The following is a 14999-nucleotide window of genomic DNA, read 5'->3' as shown; positions in this document are numbered from 1 at the left end:
ATCTTATCACTTTTCTTTGTGAACTTATGCTTGCCGCAGCTGTTTGATAATTGTCTCAGCTGTCGCGAGATTCATCTGGTCTGCTCGACGCAATTGCCTTGAAACCTGAGCGATCTCTTTTTCGGTCGCGCCAGCAGTGATTGCCAATGAGCGGCTCTGCATCGCCATGTGTCCTTTTTGAATGCCGTCTGTCACTAGTGCCCGAATGGCTGCTAAATTTTGCGCCAATCCAACAGCAACAATCATTTCGCCTAATTCAGCCGCCGTGGAAACTTCTAATAATTTCAAACTTAGCTGAGCCTTCGGTAAAACCTTCGTTGCCCCACCGACAATACCGACTTTCATTGGTAGGGTTAATTGTCCAACGAGTTTTTCTTCTTTTATGACCCAATCCGTCAACCCTTCATAACGTCCATTGCGTGCAGCATAAGCATGACAAGCTGCCGCCACCGCACGTGTATCATTCCCAGTTGCCAGGACGACCGCATCAATCCCATTCATAATCCCTTTATTATGAGTTGCCGCACGGTATGGATCGAGCTTGCTAAACTCACTTGCAGCAGCAATTTTTTCTGCGACTTCCGGTGTTAGCTGTGTCAGTGGGATCTCACATCGTGCTTCAATCAACGATTCGGTTGCATAGTTGCTTAAGATGCTGAACAAGATATCCGCCATTGGAAGCAGTTGTCGCAGCTCTTGCGCAACTGCTTCCAGCATCGTATTCAAGATATTGGCGCCCATCGCATCTTTTGTATCGACAACTACATCGATCGAAATGTAGCCTTCTTCAAAGGTGCGTGCATGAATGGATTGCAATCCGCCGCCGCGCTGATAAATCGAAGGATAGCTTTTTTCTGCCGCTGCAAAAAGACTCTTTTTATTTTCATTAATCGTTTTAATTACTGCATCGAAATCAGTGTCCTTTCGTAAAACGATCTGTCCAACCATCCCTTGATTAACCACTCGCGTCTGAATTCCGCCCGCTTTTGCAATGATTTTCCCCGCGTTGCTAGCTGCCGCAATTACGGAGGGCTCTTCGGTAGCCATTGGAATTAGCTTTTTTTTACCATTAATAACAAAATTTTGAGCGACACCTAAAGGAATCGAGCATTCACTGATTTGATTTTCAATCAGATTATTCGCGATTTTTTCCGGCAGCACCGTTTCAGTTGCTAACTGGGCCGCTTCTTTAGCTGATAACTTTTTTTCTTTCACCAGTTTAGCTAGACGTTCAGCTTGGGTCATCTGATAGAATTTTTTTTTTGCGATTTCTTGATCCTCTGCTTTCGTGATCAACAAAGCTAGACCTAACCCGCCGCCAATACAAAGACTTGCTACACCACGTTGCTTCTCCTCTTGAATCAGCTCAGAAATTAAGGTTGTTACAATTCGCGTCCCACTGGCACCAATTGGGTGACCCAAAGCGATTGCGCCGCCGTAACTGTTAATTTTTTGATCAGATAGCTTTAATTCTTTTTGCACCGCAACAGAAGCTGCCGCAAATGCTTCATTGATTTGGAAGGTATCAATTTCATCAATTGTACGATTCGCTTTTTTTAATAATTTATTAATTGCAGATACTGGGGCCATTCCCATAATACTTGGATCAATTCCAACTTCACTGTAATTATTAATAACAGCCAGGTAAGTCAGTCCATGTTCAATTGCATAGGATTTCGCTGCCAATACGACAGCTGATGCACCATCGTTTAGCGTTGAAGCGTTGGCCGCTGTAACGACGCCATTTTCCTTAAAAGCTGGCTTTAAGGAGCTAATTTTCTCCAGAGTAGAATCAAAGCGAATCCCTTCATCTTCCCACATGGTACTACCGTCTGATAGTGCAATCGGAACGATCTCTGATTCAAACTTGCCATCCTTACTGGCTTTCGCTGCCTTCATTTGCGAATCATAGGCATATTGATCCTGCATTTCACGGGTAACATGATAGTCTTCAGCCACCTTTTCTGCTGTCAACCCCATATGCTTTCCGCTAAACGCATCTGTTAAACCATCATAGATCATGCTCGATTTTGGTTCGTGCCATTCTTGGGCTGCATAATCAAAGCTTGTCACCTTTGGAGCCTGAGACATGTTCTCCGTTCCGCCAGCAATCACAACGCTCGCCTCATTCAACAAAATCTGCTGCATCCCAAAAATGATCGATTTCATTCCAGAGCCGCACACTTCATTGATCGTAGTTGCCGGAACCTCATAGGGTATCCCTGCTTTAACTGCGGATTGACGAGCTACATTTTGACCATTACCTGCTTGCAAAACATTTCCCATAAATACCTGATCGACTTGATCTGCCTCGATCTCCGCACGTTTGATTGCTTCTTTCACCGCAATCGCACCGAGCTCAACCGCTGAAACAGTTGCTAGTTTGCCTTTATATCTGCCAATTGGTGTTCGTACAGCGCTTAAAATAACTACTTCTTCCAAGGGTGCACCTCCAATGTTTTCATTAAAAATCAGACGTAAGTATAGCACAGATAGTTTTATAATTTCTTAAGATTCAAACTCAACTAATTATGACCTTTCTATGATATATTTACCTTTGGAAGAAAAGGATGTCTGCTCTACTTATTATTTTAGTAATTAAGTGGAAAGATATGTGTGGTTTATTCATTTTTATTAAAAAATGGATGGATCAATAAGAACTAGGAGGAGCAATATGAATATAGGGATTGATAAAATCAGTTTTCACGTACCAAATTATTATCTTGATATGACAGATTTAGCGAATGCCCGTGAAACTGACCCCAACAAATTTCACATTGGTCTTGGACAAGATCAGATGGCAATTATTCCCGAGACACAAGACATCGTCACTTTAGGGGCAAGTGCTGCTGCCAAAATTCTTACAGATGAGGACAAAAAGGACATCGACATGGTAATCGTCGGAACAGAATCAAGTACCGACTTCTCAAAATCCGCTGCGGTAATCATTCATGATCTGTTGGATATTCAACCATTCGCTCGTTCATTTGAAATAAAACATGCTTGTTACGGCGGAACCGCCGCCCTGCAGCAGGCTCATGATTATGTTGCCCTACATCCCGATCGTAAAGTTTTAGTGATCGCTGCTGATATTGCTAAATATGGTTTAGCAACTGGTGGCGAACCTACGCAAGGTTGCGGTGCTGTCGCTATGCTAATAACCAAGGAGCCAGATTTATTAGCCTTTAATAACGATAGTGTCTTCTATTCAGAGGACGTTTATGATTTTTGGCGACCTGCAGGGCATGATTATCCATTAGTCGATGGACACATGTCTAACCAAATCTATATTGATTCATTTACTCGGATATGGGAGCAAAATAAAAAAGTCAATCAAACCGATAGTACGGATTATGCTGCGATCACTTTCCATCTACCTTATACAAAGATGGGACGCAAAGCTTTACGTGCAATCTTTCCGGAAATGCCTGAATCAGAACAACAACGTTTAGAAGCTCGTTATGATGAAGCAGTGGTGTATAGCCGAACAGTCGGTAATCTCTACACCGGATCATTATATCTAGGTTTGATATCCTTGTTAGATAATGGCAATCTAGCTGCCGGTGATCGAATCGGATTATTCAGCTATGGTTCTGGTGCCGTTAGTGAGTTCTTCTCAATGACATTGATGGATGGGTTCAAAAGTCATTTAACTAGCGAAAAGAATCAGTCTTTACTTTCTGAACGCAAGCAGCTTTCTATCGATAAATATGAAAAAATGTTTAACGAAAAACTCCCAACCGATGGAGGTACGTATACCTTCTCTGATTCAACTGATTTTGCTATCAATAAAATCAGCGGTGATATTCGTTATTACAATAAGTAGTATAATAGGAAAAGGCCAGCTGACTGATCAGCTGGCCTTTTTTAGGCGCAAAAATAATCTAGCAGGTCTAATGGCTAAGTGCTTGTTCTTCATTCCAGATTTCTGGAATATTTACACTCTTTTCTAGGTCTTAAACGTTTTTTATGATTGAATTTCGTTTAAGCCTCACCATTAAGTGAAGAAATGGTTCCACTGTCTACATTTCTTTTCCCCGCTAGATTAGAATAACTTGGTAAGGAGACTTCAAATCCCTACTTCCTTTCTGCCGTTTTCGGCATTCTCTGTGAAATGAACACTGCTTCCGTCCATTTCTGTTGTATTATTTTACAACCTTAGGGACCTACCCCTTACATCTATATTTATACCATATTTCGCTGCTTTTTGCAACCGTTTACACTTTATCTACTCGTCCTTTTTCGTGTTATAATCTTAACGTTAAGACTACAATTAAAACCCGATTTTTTCGTAAAAAAACGGTGATTAACCAAATTAGGAGGAAATATTTTTATGAATATATTGTACATTTCTATCTCAGGAAACACTCGGGCATTTGTTAAGCGTCTGGAAGCCTACGCGGTGGAACAGCATCAATTAGATCCGAAAAATCCTTTAATCGGTTCAAAGGAAATTTCCGAAAATTCTCCCTTCGAGATTGAGTCGGCACCCTTCTTTACCTTTGTCCCTACGTATTTAGAAGGAGGAAATGGTGTTGATAGCGGGGATACTGAGATTTTGACAGAAGTGATGCGCGAATACCTCGAATACGAAGATAATTTTAAACATTGTCTAGGAGTGGTCGGCAGCGGGAATAAAAATTTTAACTATCAATATTGCCTGACAGCAAAACAATATAGCGAAGCCTTCAAGTTTCCTTTCTTGGCAGATTATGAGCTGCGAGGAACCGCTGCTGATTGTGAGCGCGTGTATCATATTTTAAAAGAAAACAGTTTGAATTAATCGTTTACTAATTATTCTATTGACTTTTTCTCATGTTAGAGGCATTCTTTTTAAAATAGATAAATCTATGAGAGAGGTGTGTTGCAATTGAGAAAAGTCGCAATTATTGGTGTAGGACATGTAGGAAGTACAACTGCTTACACTTTGATTTCAAAAAATATCGTTGATGAGCTGGTGCTTTTCGACTCGAAAGATACGATTCTAAAGGCTGAACTGAATGATCTGATGGACGGGCAAATGGAACAAGCTAATCAAGTTCGACTGATTGGTCCAGATGTAGCTGAACTAGCCGATACAGATGTGATTATTTTTTCTGCTGGTGACATTTCGATTTTTGAAGGAAATCCTGATCGCTTTGCCGAACTGAATTTGACCAAAACAATCGTAGAGGAATGGGCGCCAGTCATCAGAGATTCAGGCTTTGAGGGAATTATATTGAATATAACAAATCCTTGTGATGTCATCACTCAATATCTGCAGGAATTGACAGAACTTCCTCAAGAGCGTGTTATTGGTACTGGAACTTCACTAGATACTGGCCGAATGAAGCATGCTATCAGCAAAAGTATGAAAGTTCATCCTTCGGCCATTGATGGTTATGTCATCGGAGAACATGGTGAAAGTCAATTTGTTGCTTGGTCTAGCGTCCGAATCGGTGGCACCCCTATCAGTGAAATATTGACGGATGATAGACTTGATGTTCTGGATAATGCTGCTCGTGATGGCGGTTGGGTCACTTTTAGAGGAAAAGGCTATACTTCTTATGGTATCGCCATTCAAGCCGCACGGATTGCTGAAGCAATTTTAAACGACAATCACCTTGTCGTACCAGTCAGCCATTATCATCAAGCTGAGGGCTGCTATGTGGGTTCTCCTGCAAAAGTTTCAAGACAAGGAATCAGTGAAAGTTTTCCGTTAAAGCTTTCCACTGCAGAACAAGAAAAATGGCGTCATACCATCCAGACGATTCATTCAATGCACGCAACGATCTAAAGAAACCACTGTGACGGAAGAACGACAAAACTGTTGATGAGTAGCAGAACACGCTCATTAAAAGAACGAACAACTGTGGAACTATCAACAATGATTGAAGTGACCCCCAAATGTTAGACTTTTTTCGGAGTAGAGAAATCTACTCCGTTTTTTGTTTCTTAAGCTAAGCGATTATGCCGCTTTCTGTGCTGTTTCTCGAAACTGAACAGGGCTTTTCCAGTTCAATTTCTGTTTCATCCGGTGATTGTTGTAGTAATAGATAAAATCATCAATCGCCGTTTTTAGTTCATCAAAACTGTGATAGGTTTCTCCATGAAAAATTTCTTGTTTTAGAAGACTGAAGAAATTCTCCATGATGGAATTATCTAAACAATTTCCTTTTCGAGACATACTTTGAAAAATTTTCTGTTTCTTTAGTTTTCGACGGTAGGCTTTCATCTGATAGGCCCAGCCTTGATCCGAGTGGAAAGTGCGACGATACGGGCAATCATTCGTGATCGCTATGGCTTCTTCTAAGCCTTCCATGATTGCCAAGGCATTTGGCTTTTCCGAGATGCGGTACGAAAGAATCTCGCTATTATACATATCCATAAACGGGTCCAGATATAACTTTCTCTGACGGATCACGCCTTTGGTATCCACTTCAAGATATTTGAACTCTGTTGTATCTGTCGTAATTTTTTGGTGACAAATAGTCGTATAAAAGTGACGACGAATCCGGTGTTTCGCCACTTTCCCGACTTTTCCTCGGTAAGAACTGTAGCGCCGTGATTTCCGCGTGTATGAACGCACTTCGATTCCTAGTTTTCGAATCAAACGTTGGACTTTCTTTTTATTAACATGGAATCCACGATTCTTTAGTTCGTTCGTCATTCGTAAACAGCCATAATTTTTATGTTCTTTACGAATACGAAGCATTTCGGCTTCAATTTCTTGATCAGGGTTTTCTCTGTCAAATCGTTTTTGCCAGTACATAAACGTTGCTTTAGGAAAGTCCAAGGTCTCAAGAAGCTCAACTAATTTGAAGGGTCCTCGGAGGCTGTGGATGATTCGTGCGATTGATTCGTTCGTCTTTGTTGGGCTTCCTGATTTCGCAGCTTCCTCAGTTCTTTTAAAAAGGCATTTTCTATCTGAAGTGAACGGACTTGTTTTTCTAATTCTTTAATACGGTCGCGTTCTTCCGATGTTACTTTAACAAAATCTTTCTTTGGCTTTTCTTTTTTCTTAGGCACGGTAGGTGGACGTCCTTTCGGTTTTGAGAGTCCCTTGATACCATCATCTCGAAAACTCCGCATCCAACTGGCAATCAGAGCATGATTCCTCATACCGAGTCTATTGGCAACTTCACGATAGGACAACTCACTCGTTTGATATAACTCTATCGCATCCATCTTGAATTGAACAGAGTAAGTATTATCATAATGTTTTCGAAAGAGTCCTTCCTCACCAAATTGTTGATAGGAATTAATCCAGCTTCTTACTTGATCCGCGTTCTTAACTCCATACTTTTTCGCTAGATAGCGATAGCCACCTTTTCCATCCAAATAATCTTGAACAACTTTCAGCTTGATTTCAAAGCCATATTCAGTCATAAAAATACCGACCTCCAAAAAGTTAGATTTTTGGTCTAACTTTTGGGGGTCGGTTCAGATAGCCCTACAGTCGTTCGTTCTTATTTTCTATTTATTAATTTAAAAGAATTTCAGGCACTCTTGATATTTGAGAGAGCTTTCCTCCACTCAAACCCGATCAATTTAGCGTTAGGTGTGCGATAATTAAAGACCTTTTCATTTTCTAAGGGCTCAAAATAGTTCTTAATCGCTCGAATCACCGAATTATGACAGACCAAGAGATAGGTATTCTCAGCGTCTTGTTCTAATTCTGCTAATAAAGGAACAATTCGAGCATAAACATCCATCAAAGATTCCCCATTAGGATAGCGTACAGCAAATTGAGTACGAATTTTTTGGTAGCCTGCCAGTTCATCGCTCTTTCCATCATAATCCCCATAATCCAGCTCAATTAATCGTTCATCGACACTCATGGGTAAATGATTGGCCTCACTAACTATTCGTGCTGTTTCTTCCGCACGATTTAAGGGAGAATGGATGATTCTGGTTATAGGTGCGTCAAGGTTAGCCACTTCTTCTGCTAATAAAGTCGCTTGATGATAACCTATCTTAGACAAAGCAATGTCGCTTCGCCCTGAAATAATTCCTTTCTTGTTCCAATCTGTCTCCCCGTGTCTAGCTACATAAAGCAAATAAAACAGTCCTCTCTATCAAAAAAATTGAAAATACAAATAGAAAGATTTCTAGAATTTTCAAAATAGTTATTCATTAAAATATTGGTAGTAGCCAATTTCTCTACTACTTTATCATTAGAATGAAAGAACGTCTATATATTTACTGAAAATGACTGCTAGTTTTTCACACCGTAGGCTCGTGGAATAATGAGGTGATCAATCAATGGTACAAAACAATTCATAATTAATAAAATAAATGTCATACCTTCTGCCATAGAACTAAATGAACGCCAAGCCATTAGCAGCACACCACAACAAATTCCATATTTGATTTCGCCTTTGGGTGTTGTAGGTGATGTACTATAATCTGTCGCCATGAAAAAAGCACCCAGCATTGTTGCACCCCCAAAGATATGAGCAAAAACAATCGTCAGATCACCTTTCCCCAAAAAAAGCGCAATAATAACTATTGTACTAAGCATACAAATCGGAATGTGCCAAGTAATTACTTTTTTATACAGCAGAAACATCCCTCCTAAAAAGAGAAGTATCGCCGTTGTTTCAGCATTTTTACCAGCAATCAATCCAGTCAAGCTGTCTATCATCTGACCAGAGCTTAAACTTTCATCAGCTTTGGCATTCATCAAAGGCGTGGCAGAAGAGACGACATCTAAGCCATTCAGCGAGAAAAAAGGCTGCGGTTGTACATTCGCTGACATTTCCTTTGCAAAGACCAATCTTAAGACAGCTCGCCCTGTTAAAGCCGGATTTAACAGATTTCTACCGATTCCTCCAAACAATTCTTTTGCGATAATAATTCCGATAGCTCCGCCTAAAGCCGGATACCACAACGGTACACTTGCTGGCAAGCTCATTGCCAATAGAACACCAGTCACTACTGCTGAATAATCTTTAGGCAAGGTATCTTTGCGAAATTTAAACCATAGAAACTCAGAAATCAGGCATGTACCTATGGCTATCACATAAATAAGCAATGAACGCAGGCCAAAGAAAATAATTGAAGCAATCACGCTAGGTAGCAGCGCCAATAAAACCATTCGCATTATTCGATCAGTTTTTTCGTAAAACAACAAATGCGGCGAGGCTTCCATTAATGGGTAACGTGTACTGCGAAGCTGCTCCAACGAATTTTTATTCCCCATCCTATGCCTGCCTTTCTTTAAGAGCTTTTTGTCCAGCAACAATATGTTCAGCTAAATGCCGACGTGCTGGGCAAATATACGTACAACACCCACAGTTAATACAACTATCTACATAAAGCTTTTCCAAACGTTTCCAATTTTCCTTCAAGTAATTTTTTTCAAGCTGATGTGGCAAAAGATCCACCGGACAAACAGCGACACAGCGAGAGCACAGGATACAAGGAGAAGGTGTGCTGTCTTCATCATGATGCTCATTGATAACAATTAACCCATTGGCTGATTTTGTTAATGAAGCCGCCATTGTGTCTACTGTTTTCCCCATCATAAATCCACCTGTGATAATCTTAGATGGCTTTCCCTCAAAGCCTCCGCAAAAAGCAATCATATCCTCAATCGAAGTTCCCAGCGGAAAATAGACATTTTTCTGCTGCTTGACATCACCCACCACAGAACAAATTCTATGACTCAGGGGAACTCCGGGATCAATCGCTTCATAGACAGCGACCGTCGTAGCCACGTTGATAATCAAATAGCCTAAGTCTCGTGTTGAACCATCTGCTGGGGCTTCCTTTCCTGTAATTACTGTAAAAAGCATCTCAGTGCTTCCTTGAGGATAAATCGAAGGAACTTCGATAACGGAAAGATTCGATATGTCATGGCATAAAATCTGCATAACCTCAATTGCTTCTTGCTTATCATCCTCAATTGCAATAATGCCTTCCTTTGCTGCGACAGCTTTCAATACCAACTCACAGCCCTTAATCAGCTTTTCCCCCTGAGTCGCCATTAATGCAGCATCAGACATCAATAATGGCTCACATTCAGCACCATTAAAAATACAAGTATGAATATCTTCTTTAGGGTTTAGCTTTACATGACTGGGAAAAGTCGCCCCGCCTAGCCCAACCACTCCCGCTGATTCAACACGCTCAACGATCATTTCCGGTGTCAAATCATCAATTGTTTCATGGTGTATCTCTTGAGGTTCATCTCTAAAATCATTTTCAATAATTACGCAGGTCATCTTATCCCCCTGACCTTGATCAATCTCTTGTATTCCGATGATCTTCCCGGAAATACTTGCATGAACGTTCGCGCCTAATCCTTCATCTATTTTTGCAATTGTCTGTCCTAAAAATACTTTTTCTCCTACAGAGACGATAACCTCTGCAGGCTCACCAATATGTTGCTGAACGGGAATATAAACTTTTTTAGGTTGTATGTTCTCAACCTTTTTATAATTATCGATTCCTCTTAAATGCAAGGCCGGATCTTGATGCAAATCAATTCCACCTTTAAATCCTCGCTTACTCATCACATTCCTCCAATATTATTCATAATTTTAGTATAACATGAACATTTTTCAGCTAAAAATAATATACTGTTATACAATAATTGAAGGTGAATAATAAAAAAAGTTACTACAATGTTTTGTAATATCTTAGTACTTACGTATAGAAACGACCCACTTTTTTAATCAGTTCTATCTTCCTTTGCAAAAATAAACCCAAATATACAGTAGATTCAAAAGTACCCATTTCTTTTACCAACCAGATTGCTATTTTTCCATCCAAGATTTCTTATAAAATAGAGGAAAATATCCTATGTTTATCATTTTATTCTACATGAAAAAAGACTTGAACTCATTTGACAATTGGGTTTCTAGCACCTTAAACACTCTCAACGATATTTTAGAATGATATGATACTTTGCAACTGAATGAGACTTAAAGAGGAAATAGCTAAACAGATGAAGAAATAAGGAATCGTAATAATAGATTAAGAGAGGTAATTTAGGAAAGAAGTTGTTTGGAAAACATGACTTTAAACTTCTGTATCTAAGAAAAATAGCAAAATAAAAAGGGCTAAAAAGACTGGTAGTGCAGCCTTTTAGCCCTTAACTTTTTATACTTTCTCTACTGTTAAAAAAAAGACTATCCTAATAAGAATAGTCCTAACTGCGTGGCGACGTCCTAATCTCACAAGGGGCAACCCCTCACTACAATCGGCGCTAAGAAGCTTAACTTCTGTGTTCGACATGGGAACAGGTGTATCCTTCTCGCTATCGCCACCACACTAGTATTTAATTGAGTAAACGTCGTTCACTCAAAACTGGATCAGAAACATTCTAACAACCGTGAATCAATTTTTGGTTAAGTCCTCGATCGATTAGTATCAGTCCGCTCCGTACATCACTGCACTTCCACTCCTGACCTATCTACCTGATCTTCTCTCAGGGATCTTACTTTCTTAAAGAAATGGGAAATCTCATCTTGAGGTGGGCTTCACACTTAGATGCTTTCAGCGTTTATCCCTTCCCTACATAGCTACCCAGCGATGCCTCTGGCGAGACAACTGGTACACCAGCGGTAAGTCCATCCCGGTCCTCTCGTACTAAGGACAGATCCTCTCAAATTTCCAACGCCCGCGACGGATAGGGACCGAACTGTCTCACGACGTTCTGAACCCAGCTCGCGTGCCGCTTTAATGGGCGAACAGCCCAACCCTTGGGACCGACTACAGCCCCAGGATGCGACGAGCCGACATCGAGGTGCCAAACCTCCCCGTCGATGTGGACTCTTGGGGGAGATAAGCCTGTTATCCCCAGGGTAGCTTTTATCCGTTGAGCGATGGCCCTTCCATACGGAACCACCGGATCACTAAGCCCGACTTTCGTCCCTGCTCGACTTGTAGGTCTCGCAGTCAAGCTCCCTTGTGCCTTTACACTCTGCGAATGATTTCCAACCATTCTGAGGGAACCTTTGGGCGCCTCCGTTACTCTTTAGGAGGCGACCGCCCCAGTCAAACTGCCCATCTGACACTGTCTCCCACCACGATTAGTGGTGCGGGTTAGAGTGGTCATAACACAAGGGTAGTATCCCACCAGCGCCTCTGTCGAAACTAGCGTCCCGACTTCTACGGCTCCTACCTATCCTGTACATGTGGTACAAACACTCAATATCAAACTGCAGTAAAGCTCCATGGGGTCTTTCCGTCCTGTCGCGGGTAACCTGCATCTTCACAGGTACTAAAATTTCACCGAGTCTCTCGTTGAGACAGTGCCCAAATCGTTACGCCTTTCGTGCGGGTCGGAACTTACCCGACAAGGAATTTCGCTACCTTAGGACCGTTATAGTTACGGCCGCCGTTTACTGGGGCTTCAATTCGTACCTTCGCTTACGCTAAGCACTCCTCTTAACCTTCCAGCACCGGGCAGGCGTCAGCCCCTATACGTCATCTTTCGATTTTGCAGAGACCTGTGTTTTTGATAAACAGTCGCTTGGGCCTATTCACTGCGGCTGATCGTTAGATCAGCACCCCTTCTCCCGAAGTTACGGGGTCATTTTGCCGAGTTCCTTAACGAGAGTTCTCTCGCTCACCTTAGGATTCTCTCCTCGACTACCTGTGTCGGTTTGCGGTACGGGCCATTGTTTTCTCACTAGAAGCTTTTCTCGGCAGTGTGACATCAGGAACTTCGGTACTATTATTTCCCTCCCCATCACAACTTGTCCTTAAAGATGTAAGCATTTGACTCACATCAAGACTCATTGCTTGGACAGACATTTCCAATCGTCTGATTCCTTAGCCTCCTGCGTCCCTCCATTGCTCAAACAAAAACAACGGGTACAGGAATATCAACCTGTTATCCATCGCCTACGCCTTTCGGCCTCGGCTTAGGTCCCGACTAACCCTGGGCGGACGAGCCTTCCCCAGGAAACCTTAGTCATTCGGTGGACAGGATTCTCACCTGTCTTTCGCTACTCATACCGGCATTCTCACTTCTAAGCGCTCCAGCAGTCCTCACGATCTGCCTTCAACGCCCTTAGAACGCTCTCCTACCAACACACCATTGGTGTGTTCCACAGCTTCGGTAAACTATTTAGCCCCGGTACATTTTCGGCGCAGGGTCACTCGACTAGTGAGCTATTACGCACTCTTTAAATGGTGGCTGCTTCTAAGCCAACATCCTAGTTGTCTGTGCAACCCCACATCCTTTTCCACTTAATAGTTATTTGGGGACCTTAGCTGGTGGTCTGGGCTGTTTCCCTTTCGACTATGGATCTTATCACTCACAGTCTGACTCCCAGAGATGAATGGATGGCATTCGGAGTTTATCTGAATTCGGTAACCCGAGATGGGCCCCTAGTCCAAACAGTGCTCTACCTCCATCATTCTTACTCTGAGGCTAGCCCTAAAGCTATTTCGGAGAGAACCAGCTATCTCCAAGTTCGTTTGGAATTTCTCCGCTACCCACACCTCATCCCCGCACTTTTCAACGTACGTGGGTTCGGTCCTCCAGTGCGTTTTACCGCACCTTCAACCTGGACATGGGTAGATCACATGGTTTCGGGTCTACGACCACTTACTCATTCGCCCTATTCAGACTTGCTTTCGCTGCGGCTCCGTCTTTTCAACTTAACCTCGCAAGTAATCGTAACTCGCCGGTTCATTCTACAAAAGGCACGCTATCACCCATTAACGGGCTCTAACTTGTTGTAGGCACACGGTTTCAGGATCTATTTCACTCCCCTTCCGGGGTGCTTTTCACCTTTCCCTCACGGTACTGGTTCACTATCGGTCACTAGGGAGTATTTAGCCTTGGGAGATGGTCCTCCCGGATTCCGACGGAATTCCTCGTGTTCCGCCGTACTCAGGATCCTCCTAGGTGCCAGTCAAATTTTGTCTACGGGGCTTTTACCCTTTCTAGCAGACCTTTCCAGGTCCTTCGACTATCTCACTGGACTACCATATCGGAGTCCTACAACCCCAAGAGGCAAGCCTCTTGGTTTGGGCTTTTCCCGTTTCGCTCGCCGCTACTCAGGGAATCGATTTTTCTTTCTCTTCCTGCAGGTACTTAGATGTTTCAGTTCTCTGCGTCTACCTCTAATCAGCTATGTATTCACTGAAAAGTAACATCCTATAAAAGATGTTGGGTTTCCCCATTCGGAAATCTCCGGATCAAAGCTTACTTACAGCTCCCCGAAGCATATCGGTGTTAGTCCCGTCCTTCATCGGCTCCTAGTGCCAAGGCATCCACCGTGCGCCCTTATTCACTTAACCTTATCTTGACTTTCGTCAAGGGTCTTACTAATTTCCATGAGCGATCATGTTCTTTAGTAATAAATAAGCAATTGAACTTATTAAAAAACTCATTCAACGCGGTGTTCTCGGTTTGTTTAAAATTGTTTCTGTATCCAGTTTTCAATGAACGATTTGAGAGTAGACCTCTCAAAACTGAACGAATAAAGCATTCCTGTGTAGTTTCCGTAACGTTCATCTTCGATGAACTATTTCCTTAGAAAGGAGGTGATCCAGCCGCACCTTCCGATACGGCTACCTTGTTACGACTTCACCCCAATCATCTATCCCACCTTAGGCGGCTGGCTCCAAAAGGTTACCTCACCGACTTCGGGTGTTACAAACTCTCGTGGTGTGACGGGCGGTGTGTACAAGGCCCGGGAACGTATTCACCGCGGCGTGCTGATCCGCGATTACTAGCGATTCCGGCTTCATGTAGGCGAGTTGCAGCCTACAATCCGAACTGAGAGAAGCTTTAAGAGATTAGCTTAGCCTCGCGACTTCGCGACTCGTTGTACTTCCCATTGTAGCACGTGTGTAGCCCAGGTCATAAGGGGCATGATGATTTGACGTCATCCCCACCTTCCTCCGGTTTGTCACCGGCAGTCTCGCTAGAGTGCCCAACTAAATGATGGCAACTAACAATAAGGGTTGCGCTCGTTGCGGGACTTAACCCAACATCTCACGACACGAGCTGACGACAACCATGCACCACCTGTCACTTTGCCCCCGAAGGG

Annotated in this window: 8 protein-coding genes and 3 rRNA genes; 3 read left to right on the top strand and 8 right to left on the bottom strand. The window is 42.5% G+C overall.

The annotated features are described in order from the left end of the window. Window positions 1–24: 24 nt before the first annotated feature. On the bottom strand, window positions 25–2442 hold the full coding sequence (locus OMU_RS23060; RefSeq protein ID WP_016181834.1) for a hydroxymethylglutaryl-CoA reductase, degradative: 2418 nt from the start codon (window positions 2440–2442) through the stop codon (window positions 25–27). A 232-nt stretch (window positions 2443–2674) separates the two neighbouring features. On the opposite strand from OMU_RS23060, the gene OMU_RS20875 reads away from it, so the two are divergent. From OMU_RS20875 to OMU_RS20865, 3 genes are all read left to right on the top strand, one after another. Then, complete coding sequence (locus OMU_RS20875; RefSeq protein WP_016181833.1) at window positions 2675–3826, top strand: hydroxymethylglutaryl-CoA synthase; 1152 nt, start codon at window positions 2675–2677, stop codon at window positions 3824–3826. 507 nt (window positions 3827–4333) lie between these two features. Beyond that, a complete protein-coding gene (gene nrdI / locus OMU_RS20870) occupies window positions 4334–4783 on the top strand; it encodes a class Ib ribonucleoside-diphosphate reductase assembly flavoprotein NrdI (protein ID WP_016181832.1) in 450 nt (149 codons plus the stop codon). Window positions 4784–4870: 87 nt separating this feature from the next. Beyond that, the gene (locus OMU_RS20865; protein ID WP_016181831.1) at window positions 4871–5776 is read left to right on the top strand and encodes a lactate/malate family dehydrogenase; all 906 of its coding nucleotides are present in this window, start codon (window positions 4871–4873) and stop codon (window positions 5774–5776) included. Window positions 5777–5947: 171 nt separating this feature from the next. Here OMU_RS20865 and OMU_RS23055 read toward each other — a convergent pair. The 7 genes from OMU_RS23055 to OMU_RS20825 form a co-directional block, all read right to left on the bottom strand. Next, a protein-coding gene (locus tag OMU_RS23055; RefSeq protein ID WP_225844229.1) for an IS3 family transposase occupies window positions 5948–7368 on the bottom strand; the annotation gives its coding sequence in 2 pieces (ribosomal slippage) (window positions 5948–6891 and window positions 6891–7368; 1422 coding nt in all). Between the two features lie 110 nt (window positions 7369–7478). After that, window positions 7479–8039 carry a histidine phosphatase family protein gene (locus OMU_RS20850; protein WP_016181830.1) on the bottom strand — a complete coding sequence of 187 codons (561 nt, stop codon included), beginning with the start codon at window positions 8037–8039 and terminating at the stop codon, window positions 7479–7481. 158 nt (window positions 8040–8197) lie between these two features. Beyond that, window positions 8198–9184: an RnfABCDGE type electron transport complex subunit D gene (locus OMU_RS20845; RefSeq protein WP_016181829.1), complete on the bottom strand. Its 987-nt coding sequence runs from the start codon at window positions 9182–9184 to the stop codon at window positions 8198–8200. 1 nt (window position 9185) lies between these two features. Continuing rightward, window positions 9186–10499 carry an electron transport complex subunit RsxC gene (gene rsxC, locus OMU_RS20840; RefSeq protein WP_016181828.1) on the bottom strand — a complete coding sequence of 438 codons (1314 nt, stop codon included), beginning with the start codon at window positions 10497–10499 and terminating at the stop codon, window positions 9186–9188. Window positions 10500–11143: 644 nt separating this feature from the next. Next, window positions 11144–11259, bottom strand: a 5S ribosomal RNA gene (gene rrf / locus OMU_RS20835). 73 nt (window positions 11260–11332) lie between these two features. Continuing rightward, a 23S ribosomal RNA gene (locus tag OMU_RS20830) occupies window positions 11333–14244 on the bottom strand. Window positions 14245–14483: 239 nt separating this feature from the next. Beyond that, window positions 14484–14999, bottom strand: a 16S ribosomal RNA gene (locus OMU_RS20825); the annotation flags it as partial.

It is taken from the genome of Enterococcus avium ATCC 14025 (assembly GCF_000406965.1).
Classification (GTDB): domain Bacteria; phylum Bacillota; class Bacilli; order Lactobacillales; family Enterococcaceae; genus Enterococcus_A; species Enterococcus_A avium.
The sequence above is the reverse complement of the archived record's forward strand: the minus strand, read 5'-3'. Positions and strand labels throughout refer to the sequence as shown.